Raw genomic sequence first — 24,146 nt, 5'->3', positions numbered from 1 at the left:
GCAAGCAGCGCAGTCTAAGCGGCTTGCATGCGCAGCTTCTGCGCCCACGCCAGCGCCGACAGATGCGCCAGATTGACCTCCATCGGGCTGATCTTGAGCGAGCCGGCCAATGGGCCGAGCAGCGGCGAATTCAGCTCGCAAGCCTCGGCCAGCGCCACGTATGAGCCATACACTCCGGAGCGGGTCAGCAGCGCCGCAGCCACTTGGTCAGACAATTTGATACCGGCGAGAACTTCTTCCATGCTGACGCCCAGCAGGCGATCCAGCAGCGAAAAAATTCCGGCGACAAACAAGTTTTCCGATTCGCCTCTAGGCAGATATTTTTGTCCGAGCAACTCCGAGAAGCGTCCGCGGACGATCGCGGTTTCCATCAACACCGGCGAATAGCCGCTGCTGCTGGCTGTGGCCATCAATAACGACAGCCATTGAAACAGCGCTGAGTAACCTAGCAAAGCGAGGGCGGCGCGCAACGACTGTACTTCTGCTTTCAAGCCGAACGCAGCGGAATTGATAAAGCGCAGCAATTCATAGGACAAGCCAGGATCGCGCTTGAACATTTCTTCGATCTTTTGCAGATCATCGTTCCTGGCGACCATGTTCATGATTTGCACAATGATCTGTTGCGCCGGGTTCAAGCCCGTGGCGCGTTTGCCCGGGCGCGGCGTCAGGTGCAGTTTGCCGACGAATGCATCCAGCCCCAGTATGGCGCAGGCGTCATAGTCTTGCCAGCTGTTGACCGGCCGGCCGAGCATCCGCACCGATGATTTTTTCAGGGTGGCGTAGTGACGTGCCTGCGCGGCAAAATCGCCAGCGGAAAAACGTACTTCAAGGTGTGAGATATCGGAGGACTGCGCAGAAGACAGCGCGGCAGGCAGCGTTGGCCCGGTTAGTTCGGCGTCGCGCAACGATATGCCATAACCTTCGGCACGCAGGGTTTTTACGGCATCCAATGTGTCGGGATCGGCCAGGTCGCTATGCTTGAGCGTCAGCACCGTGCTGGCGGGCGGCATCCTTTTAATTGCCTCGCTTTTAAGCAGGGCCGGAGACACCTCCAGGAACAGCAGCTTGTTGCCCAGCAACCAGCCGGCTTGCTCATCGCTGAATTGATCTGCCACGAAAGTCAGCAAGGCATGCAAATCCTCTTCATTGGTCTGCACCTCGTCGCTGCCGGCATCCTGCCAGGTGAGCTCGTAACCGACAACGCCCTGTTTCGGGTCAAGCAAAGGTTCTCGGACTATGAAATTTTCATTACGCATCTTGGATTTTTTTTGGTGGATGGTGGAGGAGGTAACAAGATCGATTTTCCTAAACAGTATTAACGGCTGTTTTCCAGAAAAATTGAGCAGATGGCCTGATCTGCAAAGAAATGTGTCACGGAACTGAAGAAAAGATGTCGGATTATCACGACAAATGCGCATATTGCCTGTAAGTATTGGGAGGTGTTTCAGATGGGAAATTGCTTACTTTTTGGATATGTGCATTTTTCAATATCGCCCGGAGACGCAGGCCAGTACTAGCGTTATGACATTTAATTGATTGTTATTGAAGGTCGCTCACGTCAAATTTTCCCTTAATTTATGCCCAATTTGTTTCGATAGAATAATTAATGACAATTAGCAATTGTTAAACATTGTCATTACTGTATTTTTGTGAATTTTTACCCTTAGAATATGTTTCGCAGTATTGGCAATTCATTAACTTGAATCGAACATCAACTTTATTTCTGAGGGTAATAATGAAACAAACGACTATCGCTAAATTGCTTGCAGTTGCTGCTGCAGGCTTGTTGTCCCAAGCGGCTTTCGCTGACGGCGGCGCCATCACTTTTACCGGCAACATTGTTGACTCCCCATGCTCGATCTCTCCTGATAGCCAAAACAAGCTGGTGCCTATGGGTACCGTTGCTCGTACCGCACTGGACGGCGCTGCGGGCAAGAGAGCCACGCCATCCAAGTTCACACTCCTGTTGCAGAACTGCGGCGCGACTGCCAAGGGCGCAACCGTCACTTTCACCGGCACAACCGATGCAACAGTGACTGACGACCTGCGTATCGGCGTGGGCGAAGTTGCCGGCGCTGCGGCAACCGGTGTGGCCATCGAACTGGGTGACTCGGCCGGCGCCAAGATCCCGGTTGGCTCGGCATCGGCTACTTACGCCTTGGCAATGGGCGACAACCCATTGAAATTCCAGGCGACCTACGTTTCCACCGGGCCTGCAGTCACCGTTGGTACCGGCAACGCTACTGCGCAGTTCGTTGTTAATTATCTGTAATCAGCGCGCTTAGCAAAAATCCAAAAATCGCACTAATTCCTCCGCACTGCTTCCTCCGCACTACTTTGGCTCTTCATGCGTGCGGGGGAAGAACCGCCTGGCGCTTGCTATGGCCAAGCTTTAAGAATGGGTCGGCGAGCCGACACGATAACGGCATGCCGACCATCATTTTCCGTTACCCATGCATCAATTTGTGAGCACGCGCCAGCGGCTTGCTTAGAAATTTGTGCATTGAACATTTGATAGACGAGGTTTTCCATGTTGAGCAAACGATTCATCACTTCCGCCATCCTCGGCGGCATGCTGGCAACGTGCGCGCTGGCGGCGAACGCCAGTGTGATGCTGGGCGGCACTCGCGTGATCCTGGGCGAGAAAGACCGGCAGGCGTCGATCCCGCTGAAGAACACCGGCAACTCGCCGTATGTGGTGCAGACCTGGATCGATGCCGGCGAAGGCAAGAACAAGACGCCGCTGCTGGTGACGCCGCCTTTGTCGCGGCTCGACCCGGGTGCAGAAAACATCTTGCGCATCGTGCGCATCGCCGGTGACTTGCCGGGCGATCGCGAATCGGTGTTCTGGCTCAACGTCAAGGAGATCCCGGAAAAATCGGATCAGCCGAATGTGCTGCAAATCGCGGTGCGCACCCGCATCAAGATTTTCTACCGGCCGGCAGGCCTGGCCGGCAAGCCGGATGAGGCGCGCGGCCTGATCGCGCTGACGGTGGTGCCGGCTGTGGACGGCAAGGGCGCTGCGCTGCGGGTCAGCAATCCGAGCGCTTATCACGTGACATTTACCGGTTTCAAAATCAACGGCAACAAAGAACAGACCAAGGCCGGCATGGTGCAGCCTTTCGGCGCGCTTGATTTCCCGCTGAGCGCGATCGGCAGCCCGCAAGCCGTCGATGTCAGCTACACCACGATCAACGATTACGGCGGTGAAACCCCGGAAGTCGTGACCAGGGCGGCGGTCGCCAGCGCTACGCCAGCAGCCGCTGGAAAATAAGCGCCGCCGCAATCCGTCAGCAACGCCAGGTCCTGTTAGGGCAAATCAGTCTGTCGCGCGAGGCAGAAATAAAGGAAGGGAAAGCTGTGATCAGATCGTCGCATCAACGCAAGCCGGTACGCCTGGCATTGTCCACGATTACGCTGGCGGTGCTGTCGTTGGCCACGTTATCGCAGCTGGCCCATGCGCAAGGAGCGGCCGGCTCGGTATTCAATGAACAGTTTTTGGATATCGGCGGCGAGCAAAGCCGCGCTGACTTGTCTTTGTTCGCGTTTGGCAATCGCGTCATGCCCGGCAGTTATCTGGTCGACGTCAGCTTGAATGAAAGCGGCATCGGTCAAAACCAGGTGAATTTCGTCGACAAGGGTGATGAAAAAAATGCGCAAGCTTGCCTGACGCGCGCCATGCTGGACGGCTGGGGCGTCAAGGTCGAGGTGTTTCCAGTCTTGATGGCGGCCGGCGATCAATGCGTCGATCTGGCGCAAGCGATTCCCGGTTCCAGCGTCTCCTTCGATGGCGAAAAACTGCGCCTGTTCATCAGCATCCCGCAAGCCGCCATGAAGCGCCAGGCGCGCGGCGCCATCAGCCCCGATAAATGGGACCAAGGCGTCAATGTCGGCATGCTGGACTATCAGTTTTCGGCGGCGCGTTACGACGGCGGCAACAATAACACCAGCAGCAGTGTCAACAGCAGCATCACCGAATTCAACGCCAACCCCAGCACCAATCCCAGCACTACCGCCACCACCCAAGCGCGCAATACCTTGTATGCCGGCCTGCGCGGCGGTTTCAATCTCGGCGACTGGCGCTTTCGTAATTTCTCCACCTATAACCGCGGCGTCGATGGTGAAGGGCACTGGCAATCGGTGACGTCGTATCTGCAGCGCGATATTGCTTCTCTGGGCGGCCAGCTGGTGATCGGCGACAGCACCACTCTCGGTAATTTCTTCGACGCCTTCCAGTTTCGCGGCGTCCAGTTGTCATCCGACGATGGCATGCTGCCTGACAGCCAGCAAGGTTATGCGCCAACCATCCGCGGCGTGGCTCAGACCAATGCACGGGTGACGGTGCGGCAGAACGGTTATGTGGTGTACAGCAGCTATGTCGCGCCTGGCCCGTTCGTGCTGGACGACCTGTATCCGACTTCCTCCAGCGGCGATCTGGAAGTGACGATTACTGAAGCCGACGGCCGTGAAACCAAATTCAAGCAAGCATTCTCCGCCGTGCCGACTTTACTGCGCGAAGGCAGCTGGCGTTACGGCGTGACCGGCGGCCAGTATCGTAACGGCTATTCAGCCATCAATAGCGGTTCCAGCAACGCCAGGCCCAAATTCGTGCAGGGTACTTTGGCGCGTGGCCTGGGGCAGGAATACTCGGTGTATGGCGGTGTGATCGCCGCCGATATTTATCAATCGATCCTGTTCGGGGTCGGCAAGAACCTGCGCGATTTCGGCGCGATTTCAGCCGATCTGTCGCAGGCGCGCAGCAAGGTGCCGAACCAGCAAGACGTCAACGGTCAGTCGCTGCGTTTCCTGTACGCCAAAGCGTTCGAAAATTATGGCACTACGGTGCGCATGGCTGGTTATCGCTATTCCACCGGCGGCTTCCGCACCTTCCAGGAAGCGGCGCAGATGCAGGATCTGCAAGCCGGGCAAAACCTCAATAACCGCCGCAATCAGCTGCGGCTGGAGCTGGCCCAGCAATTGGGCAGCAAGGGCGGTACCGCCTACGCCTCGGCACAGCAGCAAAGTTACTGGGGCACCGATCAGAAAGACCGCTTGATCCAGGTCGGTTATTCGAATTTCTATAAACAGTTCAGCTATAGCGTTTTCTATAACCAAAGCAGCAATCTGAACGGACCGTCGAACCGGCAGTTGATGCTGACGCTGTCGATTCCATTGGGCGATACCCGTTCCTATGCCCGCTACACCGTGGCCAAGGGCAATAACGGCGACCTCACGCAACAGGCCAGCGTGTACGGCTCGGCGCTGGATGACGGCCGTCTGACTTATAACGTCAGCGCGGCCCATTCTAATCAGCAAGGCAACAGCGGCAGCGGCAGCGCCAGCTACCTGTCGCAAATCGGCCGGGTCGATTTCGGCCGTGCGCAAGGATCCGGTTATGGCCAGACCACGCTCGGCATGGCCGGCGGTGTGGTGGTGCATGGCGGCGGCGTCACCTTGTCGCAGCCTCTGGGCGAAACCATGGCGCTGGTGCAGGCGCCGGACGCCGCCAATGTCGGCTTTGAAGTGTATCCCGGCGTGCGTACCGATAGCCGCGGCAACGCGGTATTGGCGAATCTGAGCCCGTATCGGGTGAATCGCCTGGCAGTGCGTACCGAGGATCTGGGCGATAACGTTGAAGTCAGGAATGCAGCGCTGGAAGTGGTGCCGACGCGCGGTGCGGTGGTGCTGGCCAAGTTCGAAACATCGATCGGCTTGCGCCTGATGCTGAACCTGAGCGACAAGAACGGTAAACCGCTGCCGTTCGGAGCCAAGGTCGAGAACCTGCAGGGACAGGAAATGGGTATCGTTGGCAACGAAGGCCAGACCTTCATCAGCGGCGCCAGGGAGGCCGACGCGTTTACCGTGAAATGGGGCCAGGGCGCGGCCGAGCAGTGCCGCATTAAATACCATGTGCCGCCAGAAAAAAATCCAGCGCCGATCCGTGAATTGAATGCGCAGTGTGAATGAGCGCCGACGCCAATCTACTAGGCAGGCAAATAGGGAGTAGGGAAAGAATATGAAGATATTGCGGATCAAGGTTGTCGGCACAAGGCGTTGCCTGGTTTTGCTGGCGTTGTCTGCGCTAGCCCTGTTGAACGTTAGCGGTGCGCGGGCTGCCTGCGTGCGGCCGGCTGGCGCCACCGAGAAAATCATCCAGATGGACATGGGGTCGGTGGTGATCCCCAACAATGCAGCCGTCGGTGCGGTTTTTGCCACCAAGAGCTTCACGATTCCAATTGCCGGCGCATCTGAAATATCATGGAACTGCCCTGGCGGCGGTTATGTCTCCGGCCGCATATTGCAAGGCTCGCCGCTAGCCGGCATGCCCAATGTGTACACAACCGCCGTCACCGGCGTAGGCATCAGATTGTCACGGCAGATTACCGGCATTGGCCAGACTTTTTATCCTCATGTGATCAACATCCCGAATGGCAATGCGCAGTTTTTAAGTCCGTCGTATTTCACGGTCGAGTTGATTAAAACTGCAGCCAAGACTGGCAACGGGCCACTTGCGGCGGGTACTTACACCACCTACACAGGTAACGGCGACAACAAATCGGCCATCACCTCTATCCTGTCCGGCAACGGCATCACCATCATTACGCCGTCGTGCACGGTAGATGTGGGTTCGCAGAACATCGCGGTGAATTTCGGTTCGATAGCGCGCGCCAGTTTCAAGGGCGTCGGCAGCTCAGCCGGATCCAAGGGTTTTAATATCAAGTTGAATTGCCAGCGTGGCGAAAACGCCCAGAATACGATCGGGTTGAGAATGTCCGCTACTGCGGATCCATCCAATCAGCTCGGCGTGCTGCAATTGACGCAGGGCGCCGGTGTCGCCACCGGCGTCGGCATCCGGGTGCTGGATCAAGCCAGCAAGCCGGTCAGCTTCGGCGCATTGATGACGGTCGGTCCTTCCGCCGATATTCAGTATGTCGTGCCGTTCACCGCCAACTATTACCAGACTGCGCCGACGATCACAACCGGCATAGCCAACGGCGCCGCGACTTTTACCGTCGAATATCAATAACGGCGACCCATCCTGCCAGGTCGGGCTGTGGCCATCAACAGCCTGGCGTCATTCCCGCGAACGCGGGAATCAATTTTCACCGCGATACTCAGCAACCTGGATTCCCGCGTTCGCGGGAACGACGGAGCTGCCATGTGGGGAAATTGCCCCTAACTGAACGGTATTGGCGCTAGTGGCCTAATTCACGCCGGAACAAGTCATGGCGTTAACGAGTTGTCGTAATAACACAACACAGCACGCATTGTTCACAGGCACTCATCTAATTTTCAATAGGAAACTAATTGTTCTTTTTGGGACTTATTCGATTGTTAATTATCGACAGGAAAAACTGATTTAAGGTGGTTGTTTGACAATAAATTAATTGTTTTTTATAGAAATAATTTTGCTAAAAATGTTACTGATAGTGGTATTGCACGATTGTAAATGGCCGTGATTTCGCAATTCCCATCGAGATTTTTGAGTTGCATATTGCAACCAGATGATGAGCGTTAAGTGGTGATGCATATATTTTTGTCATAGATGTTTTTTTGTAAACTTTTTGCCGTTAGAATGTGCTGTCCTTAATTGTTAATAGGTTAACTTTTTTGTTAATTTATTGCTTACTTTGAATAGGACATAACTTTACATCTGAGGGTAAAAAATGAAACAAATGACTATCACTAAATTGGTTGCAGTTGCTGTTGCAGGTTTGTTGTCTCAAGCGGCCTTCGCTGACGGCGGCACCGTCATTTTCAACGGTAATATCACTGACTCCCCGTGCTCGATCTCGTCCGGCAGCACCAGCCAGGTTGTGCAATTGGGCAGCATTTCTAAAGCAGCGTTGAACGGCGCTGCGGCCAAGAAGTCGACGCCAGCCAAGTTCAATATCCTGCTGACAGACTGCGGTTCGACTGCCAAAGGCGCCACCGTCACTTTTACCGGCACAACCGATGCAACAGTGACCGACGATCTGCGTATTGATAACGCTGGCCAGGTTGGCGTCACTGCTGCAACTGGCGTCGCCATCGAGTTGGGCGACTCAGCCGGCACCAAGATCCCTGTCGGTAAAGCATCGGCCGCATACGTTCTGGGTTTGGGCGACAATCCTTTGGCCTTCCAAGCTGCTTACGTTTCCACCGGCGATACAGTTACCGCTGGCCCGGCTAACGCTACTGCGCAGTTCGTTGTTGCATACAACTAATCGGCGCGTCTGGAAAAAATCCTAAAACTGCGGTACTTCGTTTTACCGCACACGACGAAACAGAATGCCTGGCGCTAATTACGGCCGGGTTGTGAGGATGCGTCGACATACCGCAGCAGGAAGCGTATGTCGGCCATCATTTCCCCAGAACCAATGCATCAATTTGTGAGTACGCCGCGGCTGCTTGCTTAGAAGTTTGTGCATTGAATATTTGATAGACGAGGTTTTTATGCTGAGCAAACGATTCATCACTTCCGCCATCCTCGGCGGCATGCTAACAGTGTGCGCGCTAGCGGCGAACGCCGGCGTGATGCTGGGCGGCACTCGCGTGATCCTGGGCGAGAACGATCGGCAGGCGTCGATCTCGCTGAAGAATACCGACACTTCTCCTTATGTAGTGCAAACCTGGATCGACGCCGGTGAAGGCAAGAACAAGACGCCGCTGCTGGTGACGCCGCCTTTGGCGCGGCTCGATCCGGGCGCGGAAAACATCTTGCGCATCGTGCGCATCGCCGGTGACTTGCCGGGCGATCGCGAATCGGTGTTCTGGCTCAACGTCAAGGAAATACCTGAAAAAGTCGATCAGCCGAATGTGCTGCAAATCGCGGTGCGCACCCGCATCAAGATTTTCTACCGGCCGGCAGCTCTGGCTGGCAAGTCAAGCGAGGCATTCGCTTTAATCAAACTGAGTGTGGTTCCAGGCGAAGGCGGTAGCGGCGCGGCGCTGCGGGTTAGTAATCCGAGCGCTTATAGCGTGACCTTTCCCGGCTTCAAGATCAACGGCGGCAAGGAGCAGACCAAGGCCGGCATGGTACCGCCTTTCGGCACGCTTGATTTTCCGCTGAGTGCGATCAGCAGCCCGCAGGCTGTCGATGTCAGCTACACCACACTCAATGACTACGGCGGTGAAACGCCGGAAGTTGTGACCAAGGCGACAGTCGCTAGCGCTGCAACGGTGCTGGCACCGACGGCAGAGCAGGCTGCGCCGGCTGTCGTTGGCATCCCCAGGTAACGCCAAGTCCTGTCGGGGCATGTCGCGCAAGACAGAAATAAAGGAAGAAAAAAGTGATCAGATCGTCACATAAACGCAAGCCGGTACGTCTGGCGCTGTCCACGATTACGCTGGCGGTGCTGACGCAGCTGGCCCATGCGCAAGAAAAGGCCGGCTCGGTATTCAATGAACAGTTCCTGGATATCGGCGGCGAGCAAAGCCGCGCTGACTTGTCTTTGTTCGCATTCGCCAATCGTGTCATGCCCGGCAGTTATCTGGTTGACGTTAGCTTGAATGAAAGCGGCATCGGCCAAAGCCAGGTGAGTTTCGTCGACAGGGACGGCGAAAAAAATGCCCAGCCTTGCCTGACGCGCGCCATTCTGGACGGCTGGGGCGTCAAGGTTGAGGTGTTCCCGGCCTTGATGGCGGCCGGCGATCAATGCGTCGACCTGGCGCAGGCGATTCCCGGTGCCAGCGTTTCATTCAACAGTGAGAAGCTGCACCTGTCAATCAGCATCCCGCAAGCCGCCATGAAGCGCCAGGCGCGCGGCGCCATAAGCCCGGACAAATGGGACCAGGGCGTCAATGTCGGTATGCTGGACTACCAGCTTTCGGCGGCGCGCAATGACGGCAGAAAAAATAACGGCAGGGACGTCGAGTTCAACGCCAACCCCGGCACTACAAACACTGCGCAAGCGCGTAATACCTTGTATGCCGGTCTGCGCAGTGGCGTCAATTTTGGCGACTGGCGCTTTCGTAATTTCTCCAGCTATAACCGCAGCGCTAACGGCCGCGGCCGCTGGCAGTCGATGACGTCGAATTTGCAACGAGATATTGCCTCCCTTGGCGGTCAATTGGTGATCGGCGAGAGCACTACACCGGGTAATTTCTTCGACGCCTTCCAGTTCCGCGGCGTCCAGTTGTCGTCCGACGACGGCATGCTTCCCGACAGCCAGCAAGGTTATGCGCCAACCATCCGTGGCGTAGCCCAGAGCAATGCGCGGGTGACTGTGCGGCAGAACGGTTACGTGGTGTACAGCACCTACGTCGCGCCTGGCCCGTTTGTGCTGGACGACTTGTATCCGACTTCGTCCAGCGGCGATCTGGAAGTGACGATTACGGAAGCCGACGGCCGTGAAACCAAGTTCAAGCAAGCATTCTCCGCGGTGCCGACTTTACTGCGCGAAGGCAGCTGGCGCTACAGTGCGACCGGCGGCCAGTATCGCGACGGTTTTTCAAACGCCAATAGCGGCGCCAAGCCTAAATTCATGCAAGGCACGATAGCGCGCGGGATGGGCAAGGAATTCTCGATATATGGCGGTGTGATCGCCTCTGATATTCATCAATCGTTGTTGTTCGGGGTCGGCAAGAACCTGCGCGATTTCGGCGCGATTTCGGCCGATCTGTCGCAGGCGCGCACCAAGGTGCCGAACCAGCAAGATGTCAACGGCCAGTCGCTGCGTTTCCTGTACGCCAAAGCGTTCGAGAATTACGGTAGCAATGTACGCATGGCCGGTTATCGCTATTCCACCGGCGGCTTCCGCACCTTCCAGGAAGCGGCACGGATGCAGGATCTGCAATTCGGTCAGGTACTCAATAACCGTCGCAATCAATTGCAGATCGATCTGTCTCAGCAATTGGGCAGCAAGGGCGGCACCGCCTACATTTCGGCGCAGCAGCAAAGTTATTGGGGCGCCGCAAAAAAAGATCGTCTGATCCAGGTCGGTTATTCGAATTTCTACAAACAGCTTAGCTATAGCGTTTTCTATAACCAAAGCAGCAATCTGTACGGAACCGCGAATCGGCAGTTGATGCTGACCTTGTCGATTCCGCTGGGCGATAGCCGTTCCTATGCTCGCTACACCGTAGCCAAGGGCAACAACGGCGAGGTAAGTCAACAGGCCAGCGTATACGGCTCGGCGCTGGATGACGGCCGCCTGACTTATAACGTCACCGCGGCCCATTCGAATCAGCAAGACAATAGCGGCAGCGCCAGCGCCAGCTACCTGTCGCAGATCGGCCGGGTCGATTTCGGCCGTACCCAAGGCTCCGGTTATGGACAGACTACGCTCGGCGTGGCCGGCGGCCTGGTAGTGCATGGCGGCGGCGTCACCTTGTCGCAGCCTTTGGGCGAAACCATGGCGCTGGTGCAGGCGCCGGACGCTGCCAACGTCGGCTTTGAAGCGTATCCCGGCGTGCGTACCGATAGTCGCGGCAACGCGATATTGGCGAATCTGAGCCCGTATCGGGTGAATCGCCTGGCAGTGCGTACCGAGGATCTGGGCGATAACGTTGAAGTCAAGAATGCCGCGTTGGATGTGGTGCCGACGCGCGGTGCGGTGGTGCTGGCGAAATTTGAAACATCGATCGGCTTGCGCCTGATGCTGAATCTGAGCGACAAGAACGGCAAGCCGCTGCCGTTCGGCGCCAAGGTCGAGAACCTGCAGGGGCAGGAGATGGGCATCGTTGGCGGTGAAGGCCAGACCTTCATTACCGGCGCCAGGGAGTCTGATGAGCTCAATGTGAAGTGGGGCCGTGGTGCGGCAGAGCAGTGCCGCATTAAATACCGCGTGCCGGCTGAGAAAAATCCACCGCCGATTCGTGAATTGAATGCGCAGTGTCAATGGACGTCTGCATCAATGCCGGCAAATAAGGAATAGAGAAGGGACTATGAATATATTGCGAATAAATGTTGCTGGCGGGAGCTGCCGCCTGGTATTGCTGGCGTTGTCTGCGTCAGCCCTGTTGAGAGTTAGCGGCGCGCAGGCTGCTTGTGTGCGGCCAGCCGGCGCTACCGAGAAAATCATTCAGATGGACTTGGGCCCACAGGTCATCCCCGCTAATACCGCCATCGGTGCTGTATTTGCGACCAAGGATTTCACGATTCCAATTGCCGGTGCATCTGAAGTAGCATGGAACTGCCCTGGTGGCGGCTCTGTGACCGGCAGCATATTGCAGGGAACAGCCATAGCCGGCATGTCCAATGTCTACACAACGGCGGTGCCCGGCGTGGGGATTAGATTGTCACGGCAGATTACCGGTGTCGGCCGGACTTATTATCCACACACGCTTAATGTGCCCGCCGCCCCTGTGCTATTTTACAGTCCGTCGTATTTCACGGTCGAATTGATCAAGACGGCCACCAAGACCGGTAGCGGACAGCTGGCCTCCGGTACTTACACCACCTATAAAGGCAACGGCGATAACATATCGGCGATCACCTCTATCCTGTCCGGCAGCGGCATCACCATCATTACGCCGTCATGCACGGTGGATGCGGGCTCGCAGAATATCCCTGTTAATCTCGGTGACGTTGGCAAGAGGGGCTTCAAGGGCGTCGGTTCGACTGCCGGCGAGCGGTCGTTCAATATCAAACTCAATTGCCAACGCGGCGAAAATGCCCAGAATACGATCATGCTGAAGATGAGCGCCACCGCCGACCCATCCAGTCAGCCTGGCGTGTTGAAATTGAAGCAGGTTGCCAACATGGCGACCGGTGTCGGCATTCAGATCCTGGATAAAGGCGGTCAGCCAGTCATTTTCGGTACGCCGGTAGTGGTGGGGCCCTCTGCCGACATCCAATATATCGTGCCGTTCAGCGCCAGGTATTATCAGACCTCGGAGACCATGAAAGCAGGTCCTGCCAACGGCGAAGCGACTTTTACCGTCGAATATCAATAGCGGCTGTAATAGCGGCTGTCCATGCCGCCCGACGCAGGCTTAAGGTTTGACCAGGGCGGCGCGCTGCTGCAGTAAACCAAGCCAGCGCTCGCCGCACTGCGCATCGCTGATGCATAACGCGTAGTCGGTCACGGTACGGGCGGCGCGTTCCAGTAACTGGATATCCGCTTCGTGCTGGCGGGCGACATGCGGATCTTCCAGGAATAACACGCGCCGGCATTGCTGGCGATCCAGGATCAATTCAGCGATTTGCGCATCGCCGCCTAGCGGGCCGCTGAGGAAGGGTTTGACCCAGTTGCGCCCGGCTTCCTCGCCCTTGATTTTCTGCGCCAGCTTATTCAGCAGGCTGCCGGTAGTGCCGGTAGCACAGCGAAATGCAAACTGATCGAGTAGCGCGAAATGACGTTCAGCTATATCCAGCATCCGTTCTTTCATTGCATCATGAGCAATCAGCGCGATGCCTTCCTGTGCCAGATCGAAAGTCGGATCCAGTTCAGGATTCGGTGCGGCGCCGGCGGCCACGGCTTCCAGCTCCAGCCATTCGCGGGCGCCGGCCAGCGTCGATAAGAACGGTTTGCCGTGGATCACGCATTGCCGTTTCAAGGCTACCGCTTCTGGAAAGGTGGATGAGGGATCGACCGGATCCATCAGGTAAATCACCGCATCCAGGGTGCGCGCCGGGTCGGCGTCGACCACGCGCGACACCAGCTTCATCAAGCCGCCGTGGCGGCCGTAAGGGAAGCGTTCGATGTACGGATAAGCAGCGAGCAAGCCTAGTTGCTGCATGGCGTCCAAAGTTCGTCCAACCACTATGAGTTGCGGTTGCAACTGCTGTTCGATGCTATGGCGGCTGCCATTCAGCAACTGGGCCAGCGCGGATTCGGGACCGTGCTGGTGGCTGCGGCTGGTGGCGAGGCCGATCCGGAAGCGGGCGGCAGGGGCGTTGGAGGAGGAATTGGCAGGCATATAACAAGAAACTCGCAGAGGTCAGCAGGGGCAACATTGCACCGGCCTGACTTTACCATATTGGCATGCTGGAAAAACCATGGCGTTGGGCCAAATTGGCAGTCATAGCGCAATTGGAACTACAATGTCAGCCATGAACAAGGCATTTGTAAAAGAATCTGAAGGCGATGACGACGATCTGGAATTCGGGTTGCCGGCGATTCCGCCCGGCACCAAGAATTACATGACGCCGCAGGGCTATCAACACATGAAAGACGAGCTATTGCGTCTGATTGATGCAGATCGGCCGGAGGTGGTGCGCATCGTGTCCTGGGCTGCCTCCAACGGCGACCGTTCGGAAAACGGCGATTATATTTACGGCAAGCGCAGGTTGCGTGAAATCGACCGCCGCATCCGCTTTTTAACCAAGCGCCTGGATCTGGCCGAGGTGGTTGATCCAAGCGTGCATCACGGCCGCGACCAGGTGTTTTTCGGCGCCACGGTGAGTTACCAGAATCATGCCGGCGAAGAGCATACGGTGACGATTGTCGGCATCGATGAGCTGGATCCGCTGCATGGCAAGATCAGCTGGATTTCACCGGTGGCGCGCGCCTTGACCAAGGCCCACGAAGGCGAGAGCGTCACCTTGATGACGCCGGCCGGGCTGGACGAATTGGAAATCCTGGCGGTCAGCTACCCTGCGCCTTAAACTTGCTACGTCCGTTAGCGCGAATCGGACAGCGGCGACGCTGCCATCCGATTCGCCGTGCTTATCGTTTCTGATACTGCTGGCTGCCAAACAAGATATCCCGCGCCTTGTCATCGGTCAGCGGCTTGCGCGCCGAGGCTAGTATTTCGACGCCGCGTTTTACTGCAGGACGTTCGCTGATGGTGTCGAACCAGGTTTTCAGATGCGGATAATCGCTCAGCTCTATGCCCTGATTTTTCCAGGAACGAATCCACGGGAAAGTGGCGATGTCGGCGATCGTATATTCATTGCCAGCCAGGTAAGGGTGTTGCGACAATTGTTTGTCGATCACGCCATAGATGCGCTTGGCTTCGTTGGTGTAGCGATTGACTGCATACTCAATCTTTTCCGGCGCGTAGATGCGGAAATGGTGGGTCTGGCCCAGCATCGGTCCGACAGCGCCCATCTGGAACATCAGCCATTGCAGGGTGTTGAATTTCTCGCGATCGGTGTGGCCCAGGAACTGGCCGCTCTTGCCGGCCAGGTAAACCAGGATCGCACCCGATTCAAACAGGGAAATCGGCTTGCCGTCGGGGCCGTGGGCGTCGACGATGGCCGGGATCTTGTTGTTGGGTGAAATCGACAGGAAGTCCGGTTTGAACTGGTCGCCGGCGCCGATATCGACCGCGTGTACACGGTAGGGCAGGCCCAGTTCTTCCAGCAGGATATGAACCTTGTGGCCGTTCGGGGTGGCCCAGCTATAGACATCGATCATGGCTATTTCCTTTTTTAATGTGCTGCGTTCAGATTTTTGCCAGCCGCTGCAGCGCCTGCTGCAAGGTCTGGTCTTGTTTGGCAAAGCAGAAACGGACGATGCCAGACTCGCGTGGTGACTGATAGAACGCCGATACCGGAATTGCCGCAACGCCGATTTCGGAGGTCAGCCAGATGGCAAAATCAGCCTCGCTTAGCGACGAAATGGCAGAGTAATCGACACACAGGAAATAGGTGCCGTCGGCCGGCAGCAGCTTGAAACGGGTATGCTTCAAGCCATCGCGGAACAGGTCGCGCTTGCGCTGATAGAAAGCCGGCAATTCGATATAGGGCGCGGGATTTTGCATATACTGCGCAATCCCGTGCTGCACCGGTGTATTGACGGTGAAAATATTGTATTGATGGACTTTGCGGAATTCCGCGGAAAGCGCCGCCGGCGCCGCCACATAGCCGATTTTCCAGCCGGTGACATGATAGGTTTTGCCGAAGCTGGAAACCACAAACGCGCGTGCCGCGAGTTCAGGATGACGGCAAATCGATTCATGGCGGATGCCGTCGAACACCATGTGTTCATAGACTTCGTCCGACAGGATCAGGATCTCGGTGCCGCGCACGATGTCTTTCAGCGCCTCGATGTCGGCCAGAGTCAGCACGCTGCCGGTCGGGTTGTGCGGCGAGTTGACCAAGATCATCCGCGTAAGCGGGCTGACCGCCGCTGCAATCCGGTCCCACGGGATCGCGTAGCCGTCCGCGCCCAATGTCATTTGCACCAGCACCGGCTTGCCGCCGGCCAGTTCGATCGCCGGCACGTAGCTGTCATACGCCGGTTCGATCACAATCACCTCGTCGCCTGGATGCACCGCGCACATGATGGCGGTCAGCAGGCCCTGAGTAGCGCCGGCGGTGACTGTGATTTCGGTGGCTGGATCGTAGTTGTGACCGTAGAGTTTTGCGATTTTATCGACGATGGCCTGGCGCAAGGCCGGTACGCCGGGCATCGGCGGATACTGGTTGAAACCGCTTTTCATGGCGTTGCTGACGGCGTCGACCAGCGCTGGATCGCAATCGAAATCCGGGAACCCTTGCCCCAGGTTAACCGCGGATTTTTCGCTGGCGAGGGTCGACATCACCGTGAAAATGGTGGTGCCGACCTTGGGCAGTCTGGATTGAAGTTGCTTGGGCGTGTAGTCTGCATGGGTTGTGTCAACTGCTGCAGCGTCAGGAATTCTCAAATCACGGTTCATCTGCTGTCAATCTCGCTTAGTGTCTGGCTTAGTGCCTAGATTAATGTCTGAATTCGGCATTTTAGCGGTTTGTATGAGACTGCACAGCGGCCGGCGAATTCCTGAGATTAAGCGTTAGCCGGGCTCCATGCCTGGGGCGGGATGATGGCGAAAAGTCCTGCCTTGGCCGTCTTGCGCGCCAGCTTCAACAGGGCCTTGTCTTTGGTGATCAGAGTGGTGGCTTGCGCGCCCAGCGCCAGCTCCAGGAATTTCTGGTCGTCTGGGTCGGTACAGATGGGCAGGAGGATGTCAGTACGCGGTGTCAGCGCCCCGGCTTCCAGGCAGCTGATCAAGGCGTCAAATTCGGCATTGATGGCAGGGCGGGTCTCATCGGTGATGGGAAGATGGGGGTAATGCAACACCATTTGCCACTCCTGGCGGCAGTCGGCGCGGGTTACAGCTTCCACTTCGCCGCTTTGCAAAGCCGCCATTAATCCGCTCCAGCGCGGATCGCGGAAGACAAATAAATCGAGACAGACATTGGTGTCGATGACGATGCGTGGTTTGGTCTGGCGGGTTTGAGTCGTTGCCGGTAAATCTGGGGTCATGCTTAGCCTATGCGGGTTTCCATCAATCGGTAGCGCGCATTTTACCCCGGCTGCGAGGCCGGCAAGCCAGCTTCCAGCAGCTGCGCGAAAGTGGCGGCAAAAAGATGGACGTCGCCGGGCCAGCGGGCCGAGATGTAATTGTGGTCTTGCATCACGAAAGCCGGGCGGCTGTCATGCGTGCTGTCGCGGAACAAGCCGCTGCTTTTACGAAAATAATCCGGCGCACCGGGTGCGACATCGATGAAATCGTCCGACTGCACCAAAGCCCGCGTTACTTCCGCCTGGACGCCGCGATAGCCGGCCGCTTCGCCAGCTTGTTCGCCATAGGTGCGGTAATAGGCGGGGTTCCAGAAACGGCCGCAGAATTTCATCAGAGTCCAGGCGCTGTGCTCCAGTTTCCATGTCAGTGCGGTGGTCTTACGGCCGTACAGGACCGATTTGCCGGTGCGCGGCGACCGGCTGCGCGCGGCAAGAACGACGCCGTGGCAGATTGCCGCCACCGGTTTATTGCTGTCGAAAAAAGCGCCGACGAAATGCTGCAACGGCTGGCTTTCCAGATAGGCGCGCATGCCGCGGGAGTTGTGGCCGCCTGGCAGTAGCAGACCGTCGTAGTCTGCAACTTGCAGCTCAGCATAGGTCAGCGGCGTTTGAAATGCGCGCTCGCCCTGGAGCGTAGCGTAGTCGGCGCGTGCGGCAGCATTGGCGCGCAGCGCCAGGCCTAGCAGCTTTATTTTTTTCAGCAGCGGGAGGAAACCCCAGATATCCAGTCCCTCGCCGGACACCATCAGTGGATCGGCAGCGGCGGGCCGGCCGTCGGGCGTGGCAAAAACCACCGTATGCCCGCGTTCGGTCAATATGCGCCAGGACACCGCCACCTCGCTGGGATCGAAATCCAGATTGGGTATGGGGATCAGGATAATTTTTGACGATGCGCTCATGGCTGGTTCTTGGTCGGATGTGGCGCTAGCTTAGCGTATATCGTGATGTACCGATCAGTAGACAACAAACGGCTCAGTGCTTATGCTTGAGCGCTGCTGGCAAAATTCAACTCCAAGGATAAATAAAGCCTATGAAAGTTCTTGAAACAGAGCGCTTGATCTTGCGCAAGCTGAACGGCGCTGACGCCGCATTTTATCTGCGCTTGGTGAACGAGCCTTCGTGGCTGCAATTCATAGGCGACCGCGGCATAAGAACCGTGGATCAAGCGCACGCAACGCTTCTGAGCGGCCCGATGGCGATGTATGAGAGTCATGGCTTCGGTTTGTACATGGTCGAGCTGAAGGATGGGGCAGTGCCGATCGGCATGTGCGGCTTGATCAAACGCGAAACCTTGCCGGACGTCGATATCGGCTATGCCTTTCTGCCGGAATTCTGGGGCAAGGGCTACGCTTACGAGGCTGCGGCGGCAGTGCTGGAGTACGGTAACAGCGTCTGCGGCCTGCAGCGGATCGTGGCAATTACTGCACCTGATAATTATCAATCGATCAAATTGCTTGAAAAGATAGGTTTGAAATTTGAAGCAATGCTGCAGTTGAAAAACGATGGTTCCGAGACTAAATTGTTTGCCTGTCATTTCTAGCCAGGCTGGTGCGCGTCCACGGTGCTTTAACCCACATCCCGTTTTTCGCGGCGCGCAGTAGCAGCAACATGGCGACCAGGAAGCAAATTGCGATGGCGGCCACCGATGCTTCAAGCCCGAACACGCCACCGGAAATCCATAACGGCCCGCTGACTTCCCCTTGCAGCAAACTGGCGCTTTTGCGGCCGGACACCGCCAAACCGAAGATCCCGCCCTGTGTGAAATTCCATGCGAAATGCGCTCCGATTGGGAACCATAGGCGGCGTTTCAGTAAAAAGGCTGCGGCCAGGAAAACCCCGGCTTCGAGCATGATCGACACAGCGCCTTGCAGGCCGGCGCCGGGATTGAGGAAATGCACCGCGCCGAATAATGCAGCCGAAATAATCAGTGCCAGCCATGTGCCTGACGCCTGCTCGCTGATCCGGAAAATGACGCCACGGAAAATCAATTCTTCCGTTATCGCCGCGTTTGCCGCCGCCATTGCCGCCGGAAAGAGGACGCCCCATGCTCCCATTCCGGTCAACCGGTAATAGCCCGTCATCCACAAGATGGCGAGCGTTAGCGTGAACATTGCGGCGCCCAGCAACACGCCGCCGAACAACTCCAGAAATGCTCCCCGTGCGGCAAATTCAATGACGGGCCGACGTTCTACGCGACTGACGTAAAAACGATAGGCAAGAATCGCCAGCACCATAGTCAAAAGATTGGTCAGCGATATGGCGTGTGAAATGCGGCCCACAAGCGGAATTTCTTTTTTTAACCAATCCAGGGCAGGCAAGGCGACCAGAAGCGGAACGACGATGGCGCTGCATCCTAGCAGGATGCGAAGCAGAGGCCATTGGCGCGCCCGATCCCAAGTGATCTTGCGATTTACGCTCTTGGCCGTGTGAGGTTCTTTGTGCACGCTGTATCTCCGGTTCGAACTTTTGTAAAGTTGATATTCTTTGACTAGTATTGTCTCTATGCGCAAGTTGCCATTTGTGAATGGAAAATCGGCTCGAAATATTACTCTGAAGAAAATAAATTTGGGGGAAATATTTATATTGCGAGCGCCGAGAAGCCATCGACGATCCGGGCGAAATGCATTGTAAGTACCGTCGTGCTAAGGTGATGACTCGCGATTCCACTTCAGCAGGAGGCACAAATGAAGTTGATTGAGCCAGACGAAAAGAACGACTTTCATGCGATTTTGCAAGCGCAGCATCTTGCTGCGGACGACTTTGAATTGCATGAGGTGGATACGACAGATCCCAAAACCGATGAAATATTCGCGTTGAGCGGTTTTGTCACGGTCAGCAGGAAATCCACTGGCCGCAAAAAACAATATCCGATCGGGGACGGTTCGAGCTGGGTCGCTGAATTTGAGCGCGATCTGTCGTCAGGTGATTTTGGCTAAGAGCCGATGGCGCTCAGCAATTGGACTGCGCTCAGCGGCGCCAGCGCCGATATGTTTGTTTCGGTATCATTGCGAACATTCTCAGGTTTATTTGGATGTTCACATGCTGATTGTTTTGTCGCCCGCAAAATCCCTTGATTACAGCACTCCCAGCACTACCGAAACACACACCACGCCAGATTTCATCGATCATTCGGCTGAGTTGATCAGCGTCTTGCGGGAATTGTCGCCGGCGCAGATCGGCAGCATGATGAAGATTTCGGATCCGCTGGCGCAATTGAACACGGCCCGTTTTGCCTCGTGGTCAGAGAAATTCACCAGCGCCAATTCGAAACAGGCGATCATGGCCTTCAACGGCGATGTCTACGAGGGCCTGGATGCGGCGTCCTTGAATACCACCCAACTGAACTATGCGCAAAGCCGCATCCGGATCTTGTCTGGCTTGTATGGCGTATTGCGGCCGCTAGACCGGATGCAGCCCTATCGGCTGGAAATGGGCACCAGCCTGGCCAATCCGCGCGGCAAGAATCTGTACGCTTTCTGGGGTGATACGGTGACCCAGGCTTTGAACCGGCAACTGAGCCAGCAAAAGGCCAAGACGCTGGTGAACCTGGCCTCGGAAGAATATTTCAAGGTGGTGCGGCCGAAGGTTCTCGACGCCAGTATCGTCACTCCGGTATTCGAGGATTGGAAGAACGGCAAGTACAAGATTATTTCCTTCTACGCCAAGCGGGCGCGCGGATTGATGGCGCGTTACGCGGCACTGAACAAAATCAGCGATGCGGAAAAGTTGAAAGCGTTTGATCTGGGCGGCTATCAATATATTCCGCAGGATTCCGATAGCGGCCGCTGGATGTTCCGGCGCCGTTCAGGAGAATAGTCAGGCGGAGGCCGAGCGTCGTCTGCTGCGAGTTAAATATAAAGGATGAAAAAATGGCTGGAACCGAATTTGCTGCACTTGCCGGGCTTGCCGTCACTTACCAGGATATCGCCGCCGCGGCCAAACGCCTTGAGGGCGTCGCTTACAAGACGCCGGTACTTACCTCAAGCCAGGCAGACCACTTGGCGGACGCCAGTATTTTCTTCAAGTGTGAAAATTTTCAGCGAGTAGGCGCTTTCAAGTTTCGCGGCGCGTATAACGCCATCAGCTGCCTTAGCGAACAGCAGAAGCAGCAAGGCGTGGTCGCTTTTTCTTCCGGTAATCATGCGCAAGGCATGGCGCTGGCGGCGCGCATGCTGGGCGTGCATGCGACCATCGTCATGCCGAGCAATGCGCCGGCCATGAAGCTGGCGGCGACGCGCGAATACGGCGCCGAGATCATTTTGTACGATCGTGAGCGCGAGGATAGGGAAGAGATTGCAGCCCGTTTGTCCGCTGAGCGCGGTTGCGCCGTGATTCCTGCTTACGATCATCCTGATGTGATTGCCGGCCAAGGCACGGCGGCGAAGGAATTGTTCGAGGCCGTCGGGCCGCTTGATTATTTGTTTGTTTGCACCGGCGGCGGCGGTTTGCTGTCCGGCTGCGCTATCGCAGCGGCGCATTTGTCGCCCGCTTGTATTGTCATCGGCGTCGAGCCGGAAGCCGGCAACGATGCGCAGCAGTCCTTGCGCAGCGGTAGCATCGTGCATATTCCGGTGCCCGACACGATTGCCGACGGTGCCCAGACGCAGCATGTCGGCAAGCTGGTGTTGCCGATTCTTCAGGCATATGTAAAAGACATCGTTACCGTCAGCGACGATCAGTTGCGCACCCAAATGCGATTTTTTGCCGAGCGTATGAAGATCGTGGTCGAGCCGGCCGGTTGCCTGGCTGCTGCTGCAGTCATGCACCGGGTGCTGCCGTTCGCTGGAGAAAAAGTCGGCGTGATCGTGAGCGGCGGCAATGTCGATATGGAACTGTTTGCGCGCAGTATTGCTGCTGCGAAAACATTTTCTTGATGTGTGTCGGATAAAAGCTGTTTTGCAAGAATTGGGTAAGGGCGCGGAGATCTATGGTTAAGCTGCATGTCATATGAATGTCATATATTTCTTGCTGGTTTGACCGCTTTCCCCGCGACGCGTTAGAATGCCGGGTTATTGAAAACCTGGGCCTTGCTGAATATGCGTCGTAAACTTGTAGCCGGTAACTGGAAAATGAATGGCAGTCTGGTTGCCAACGCTGCATTACTGGCGGAAATCAAGGCTGGCCTGAGTGCAATAGCTTGTGATATTGCGGTGTGCGTACCTGCTCCTTATTTCGCACAATGTCAGTCTGAGCTTGCCGGATCGGCAATTGCATTGGGCGCGCAGGACATTTCGGCGCACGCAGCCGGTGCTTATACCGGTGAAGTCGCGGTCAGCATGTTGCAGGATTTTGCTTGTCGCTACGCTATCGTCGGCCATTCCGAACGGCGCGCTTACCACGCGGAAAGCGATGAATTGGTAGCGCAGAAGGCCTTGCGCGCGTTGCAGGCTGGCATTACGCCTATCGTCTGTGTCGGCGAAACCCTGGCTGAGCGCGAAGCCGGCCAGACCGAGGCAGTGGTGGGGCGGCAGTTGGCAGCGGTGCTGGATCTGCTGGATGCAGCCGATCTGGCCAGGATTGTGGTGGCGTATGAGCCTGTGTGGGCGATCGGGACCGGTAAGACGGCGACCCCGCAGATGGCGCAAGATGTACATCTGGCCTTGCGCGCCAGGCTGGCAGGGAAGAATCCCGCAGCCGCAGTCGAAGTAAAGATTTTGTATGGCGGCAGCATGAAGCCGGACAACGCTGCTGAATTGCTGGGCATGCCGGATATAGACGGTGGTTTGATCGGCGGCGCAGCGTTGAAGGCAGTTGATTTTCTGGCGATTGTCGCTGCAGCCCGATAGTTTGGATTTGGTAATTAGTAAAAACAAAGCATCAACTCTCATTGGAAATCATTAAATGAACACAGTATTTAATATCATTGTCATCGTTCAGGTGTTGTCGGCGTTGACGATTATCGGCCTTGTGCTACTGCAGCATGGCAAGGGCGCCGATATGGGTGCGGCCTTCGGCTCCGGCGCCTCGGGAAGTTTGTTTGGTGCGACCGGTTCTTCGAATTTTCTGTCGAAATCGACGGGCCTGGCGGCAGCGATTTTCTTCATCGCGACCTTGGCTTTGGTGTATCTGGGGAATCACCGTACGGTAGCCAGCGGCGGCGTGATGGATAATCTGCCCGCGGCTCCAGCGCCTGCGGCAGCAATTCCGGCGACGACGGCGGCGCCGGCAACTGCCCCTGCAGCTGCTTCCGCATCGGCTAGTGTATCGACTAGTGCAGCTGCTTCCGTGCCAGCACCTTCGACCGGCAGCGCGCAGTCGAATCAAATTCCTAAATAAGTACTGTTTGTGAGTGAAATTGCTGACTTTTAATCCGATTGTGCATTGAACAAAAGTACTAAATCAGGTTAAAATACGCGCTTATGCCGACGTGGTGAAATTGGTAGACACGCTATCTTGAGGGGGTAGTGGCGAAAGCTGTGCGAGTTCGAGTCTCGCCGTCGGCACCAAAGAATATGAGGCCAGCAACGGTTGCCCCTGCGCTGGCTTTTTGTCGAGGAACTTGTGGTCTGGTTTGCTGGATTGGGGGCGTCAGGTTTGATCATTCAAGCCGGCAAATCATTCTGCAAAGGGGCTGCGAGGGAGTGATCCTCTCTCGTAGTCTCGACTGTTCAAACTACTGGCGCAAAATCGTGAACCTCGAAAATTATTTTCCCGTCCTGCTGTTTATCCTGATCGGTATCGCGGTTGGCATCGCCCCGCAATTGCTTGGTCGTGTACTTGGGCCGCATCGGCCTGACTCCCAAAAAACTTCTCCATACGAATGCGGTTTTGAAGCATTCGAAGATGCGCGCATGAAGTTCGATGTGCGTTATTACCTTGTCGCCATTTTGTTCATTTTGTTCGATCTGGAAACCGCATTTTTCTTCCCGTGGGGGGTTGCCATGCGCGACCTCGGTTGGCCGGGCTTTATCACGATGATGGTGTTTATCGCTGAATTCGTGGTGGGCTTCTGGTACATCTGGAAACGCGGCGCTCTGGATTGGGAGTAAG

At 56.3% G+C, this 24,146-nt stretch carries 23 protein-coding genes and 1 tRNA gene; 17 read left to right on the top strand and 7 right to left on the bottom strand.

Annotated features, from left to right (window positions below):
- Window positions 1–14 precede the first annotated feature (14 nt).
- Complete coding sequence (locus tag VNZ60_RS09010; RefSeq protein ID WP_325658259.1) at window positions 15–1,256, bottom strand: EAL and HDOD domain-containing protein; 1,242 nt, start codon at window positions 1,254–1,256, stop codon at window positions 15–17.
- 479 nt (window positions 1,257–1,735) lie between these two features.
- On the opposite strand from VNZ60_RS09010, the gene VNZ60_RS09005 reads away from it, so the two are divergent.
- The 8 genes from VNZ60_RS09005 to VNZ60_RS08970 all read left to right on the top strand — a co-directional run bounded on the left by VNZ60_RS09005 (window position 1,736) and on the right by VNZ60_RS08970 (window position 12,879).
- Window positions 1,736–2,272, top strand: a complete 537-nt coding sequence (locus VNZ60_RS09005) for a fimbrial protein (protein WP_325658257.1) — start codon at window positions 1,736–1,738, stop codon at window positions 2,270–2,272.
- Between the two features lie 258 nt (window positions 2,273–2,530).
- A complete protein-coding gene (locus VNZ60_RS09000) occupies window positions 2,531–3,274 on the top strand; it encodes a fimbrial biogenesis chaperone (protein ID WP_325658255.1) in 744 nt (247 codons plus the stop codon).
- Window positions 3,275–3,360: 86 nt separating this feature from the next.
- Window positions 3,361–5,967, top strand: coding sequence for a fimbria/pilus outer membrane usher protein (locus tag VNZ60_RS08995; protein ID WP_325658253.1), 2,607 nt, complete (start codon window positions 3,361–3,363; stop codon window positions 5,965–5,967).
- 49 nt (window positions 5,968–6,016) lie between these two features.
- Window positions 6,017–7,027, top strand: a complete 1,011-nt coding sequence (locus VNZ60_RS08990; RefSeq protein ID WP_325658251.1) for a fimbrial protein — start codon at window positions 6,017–6,019, stop codon at window positions 7,025–7,027.
- Window positions 7,028–7,667: 640 nt separating this feature from the next.
- Window positions 7,668–8,207 carry a fimbrial protein gene (locus VNZ60_RS08985; RefSeq protein WP_422653311.1) on the top strand — a complete coding sequence of 180 codons (540 nt, stop codon included), beginning with the start codon at window positions 7,668–7,670 and terminating at the stop codon, window positions 8,205–8,207.
- 229 nt (window positions 8,208–8,436) lie between these two features.
- Window positions 8,437–9,219 carry a fimbrial biogenesis chaperone gene (locus VNZ60_RS08980; RefSeq protein ID WP_325658247.1) on the top strand — a complete coding sequence of 261 codons (783 nt, stop codon included), beginning with the start codon at window positions 8,437–8,439 and terminating at the stop codon, window positions 9,217–9,219.
- A 53-nt stretch (window positions 9,220–9,272) separates the two neighbouring features.
- A complete protein-coding gene (locus VNZ60_RS08975; RefSeq protein ID WP_325658245.1) occupies window positions 9,273–11,858 on the top strand; it encodes a fimbria/pilus outer membrane usher protein in 2,586 nt (861 codons plus the stop codon).
- A gap of 10 nt (window positions 11,859–11,868) precedes the next feature.
- Window positions 11,869–12,879, top strand: a complete 1,011-nt coding sequence (locus VNZ60_RS08970) for a fimbrial protein (protein ID WP_325658243.1) — start codon at window positions 11,869–11,871, stop codon at window positions 12,877–12,879.
- 39 nt (window positions 12,880–12,918) lie between these two features.
- Here VNZ60_RS08970 and VNZ60_RS08965 read toward each other — a convergent pair whose 3' ends face one another.
- Entirely contained in the window at window positions 12,919–13,845 is a 927-nt protein-coding gene (locus VNZ60_RS08965) for a methylglyoxal synthase (protein WP_325658241.1), read from the bottom strand.
- Window positions 13,846–13,978: 133 nt separating this feature from the next.
- On the opposite strand from VNZ60_RS08965, the gene greB reads away from it, so the two are divergent.
- Window positions 13,979–14,533, top strand: a complete 555-nt coding sequence (greB, locus tag VNZ60_RS08960; RefSeq protein ID WP_325658356.1) for a transcription elongation factor GreB — start codon at window positions 13,979–13,981, stop codon at window positions 14,531–14,533.
- 61 nt (window positions 14,534–14,594) lie between these two features.
- Here the strand turns inward: greB and VNZ60_RS08955 are convergent, their stop codons facing one another.
- The 4 genes from VNZ60_RS08955 to VNZ60_RS08940 all read right to left on the bottom strand — a co-directional run bounded on the left by VNZ60_RS08955 (window position 14,595) and on the right by VNZ60_RS08940 (window position 18,055).
- Window positions 14,595–15,287: a glutathione binding-like protein gene (locus VNZ60_RS08955; RefSeq protein WP_325658239.1), complete on the bottom strand. Its 693-nt coding sequence runs from the start codon at window positions 15,285–15,287 to the stop codon at window positions 14,595–14,597.
- A gap of 28 nt (window positions 15,288–15,315) precedes the next feature.
- Entirely contained in the window at window positions 15,316–16,530 is a 1,215-nt protein-coding gene (locus tag VNZ60_RS08950) for a pyridoxal phosphate-dependent aminotransferase (protein WP_325658237.1), read from the bottom strand.
- Between the two features lie 107 nt (window positions 16,531–16,637).
- A complete protein-coding gene (locus VNZ60_RS08945) occupies window positions 16,638–17,117 on the bottom strand; it encodes a putative toxin-antitoxin system toxin component, PIN family (protein ID WP_325658235.1) in 480 nt (159 codons plus the stop codon).
- 41 nt (window positions 17,118–17,158) lie between these two features.
- Window positions 17,159–18,055, bottom strand: coding sequence for a type 1 glutamine amidotransferase domain-containing protein (locus tag VNZ60_RS08940; protein ID WP_325658233.1), 897 nt, complete (start codon window positions 18,053–18,055; stop codon window positions 17,159–17,161).
- 131 nt (window positions 18,056–18,186) lie between these two features.
- On the opposite strand from VNZ60_RS08940, the gene VNZ60_RS08935 reads away from it, so the two are divergent.
- Window positions 18,187–18,696, top strand: coding sequence for a GNAT family N-acetyltransferase (locus VNZ60_RS08935; RefSeq protein ID WP_325658231.1), 510 nt, complete (start codon window positions 18,187–18,189; stop codon window positions 18,694–18,696).
- Here VNZ60_RS08935 and VNZ60_RS08930 read toward each other — a convergent pair.
- Window positions 18,671–19,666, bottom strand: a complete 996-nt coding sequence (locus tag VNZ60_RS08930) for a CPBP family intramembrane glutamic endopeptidase (protein WP_325658229.1) — start codon at window positions 19,664–19,666, stop codon at window positions 18,671–18,673. The two genes, VNZ60_RS08935 and VNZ60_RS08930, sit on opposite strands and share 26 nt — an antisense overlap.
- Before the next feature lie 174 nt (window positions 19,667–19,840).
- On the opposite strand from VNZ60_RS08930, the gene VNZ60_RS08925 reads away from it, so the two are divergent.
- From VNZ60_RS08925 to VNZ60_RS08895, 7 genes are all read left to right on the top strand, one after another.
- Window positions 19,841–20,092 carry a transcriptional regulator gene (locus VNZ60_RS08925; protein WP_325658227.1) on the top strand — a complete coding sequence of 84 codons (252 nt, stop codon included), beginning with the start codon at window positions 19,841–19,843 and terminating at the stop codon, window positions 20,090–20,092.
- A gap of 103 nt (window positions 20,093–20,195) precedes the next feature.
- Window positions 20,196–20,972 carry a peroxide stress protein YaaA gene (gene yaaA, locus VNZ60_RS08920; RefSeq protein ID WP_325658225.1) on the top strand — a complete coding sequence of 259 codons (777 nt, stop codon included), beginning with the start codon at window positions 20,196–20,198 and terminating at the stop codon, window positions 20,970–20,972.
- 53 nt (window positions 20,973–21,025) lie between these two features.
- Window positions 21,026–22,030, top strand: coding sequence for a threo-3-hydroxy-L-aspartate ammonia-lyase (locus VNZ60_RS08915; RefSeq protein ID WP_325658223.1), 1,005 nt, complete (start codon window positions 21,026–21,028; stop codon window positions 22,028–22,030).
- A 162-nt stretch (window positions 22,031–22,192) separates the two neighbouring features.
- On the top strand, window positions 22,193–22,942 hold the full coding sequence (tpiA, locus tag VNZ60_RS08910; protein ID WP_325658221.1) for a triose-phosphate isomerase: 750 nt from the start codon (window positions 22,193–22,195) through the stop codon (window positions 22,940–22,942).
- Between the two features lie 55 nt (window positions 22,943–22,997).
- Complete coding sequence (secG, locus tag VNZ60_RS08905; protein ID WP_325658219.1) at window positions 22,998–23,432, top strand: preprotein translocase subunit SecG; 435 nt, start codon at window positions 22,998–23,000, stop codon at window positions 23,430–23,432.
- 85 nt (window positions 23,433–23,517) lie between these two features.
- A tRNA-Leu gene (locus tag VNZ60_RS08900) sits at window positions 23,518–23,602 on the top strand.
- 183 nt (window positions 23,603–23,785) lie between these two features.
- Window positions 23,786–24,145, top strand: coding sequence for an NADH-quinone oxidoreductase subunit A (locus tag VNZ60_RS08895; RefSeq protein ID WP_325658217.1), 360 nt, complete (start codon window positions 23,786–23,788; stop codon window positions 24,143–24,145).
- Window position 24,146 lies beyond the last annotated feature (1 nt).

The organism is Collimonas sp. (assembly GCF_035566375.1).
Taxonomy (GTDB): domain Bacteria; phylum Pseudomonadota; class Gammaproteobacteria; order Burkholderiales; family Burkholderiaceae_D; genus Collimonas.
The sequence above is the reverse complement of the archived record's forward strand: the minus strand, read 5'-3'. Positions and strand labels throughout refer to the sequence as shown.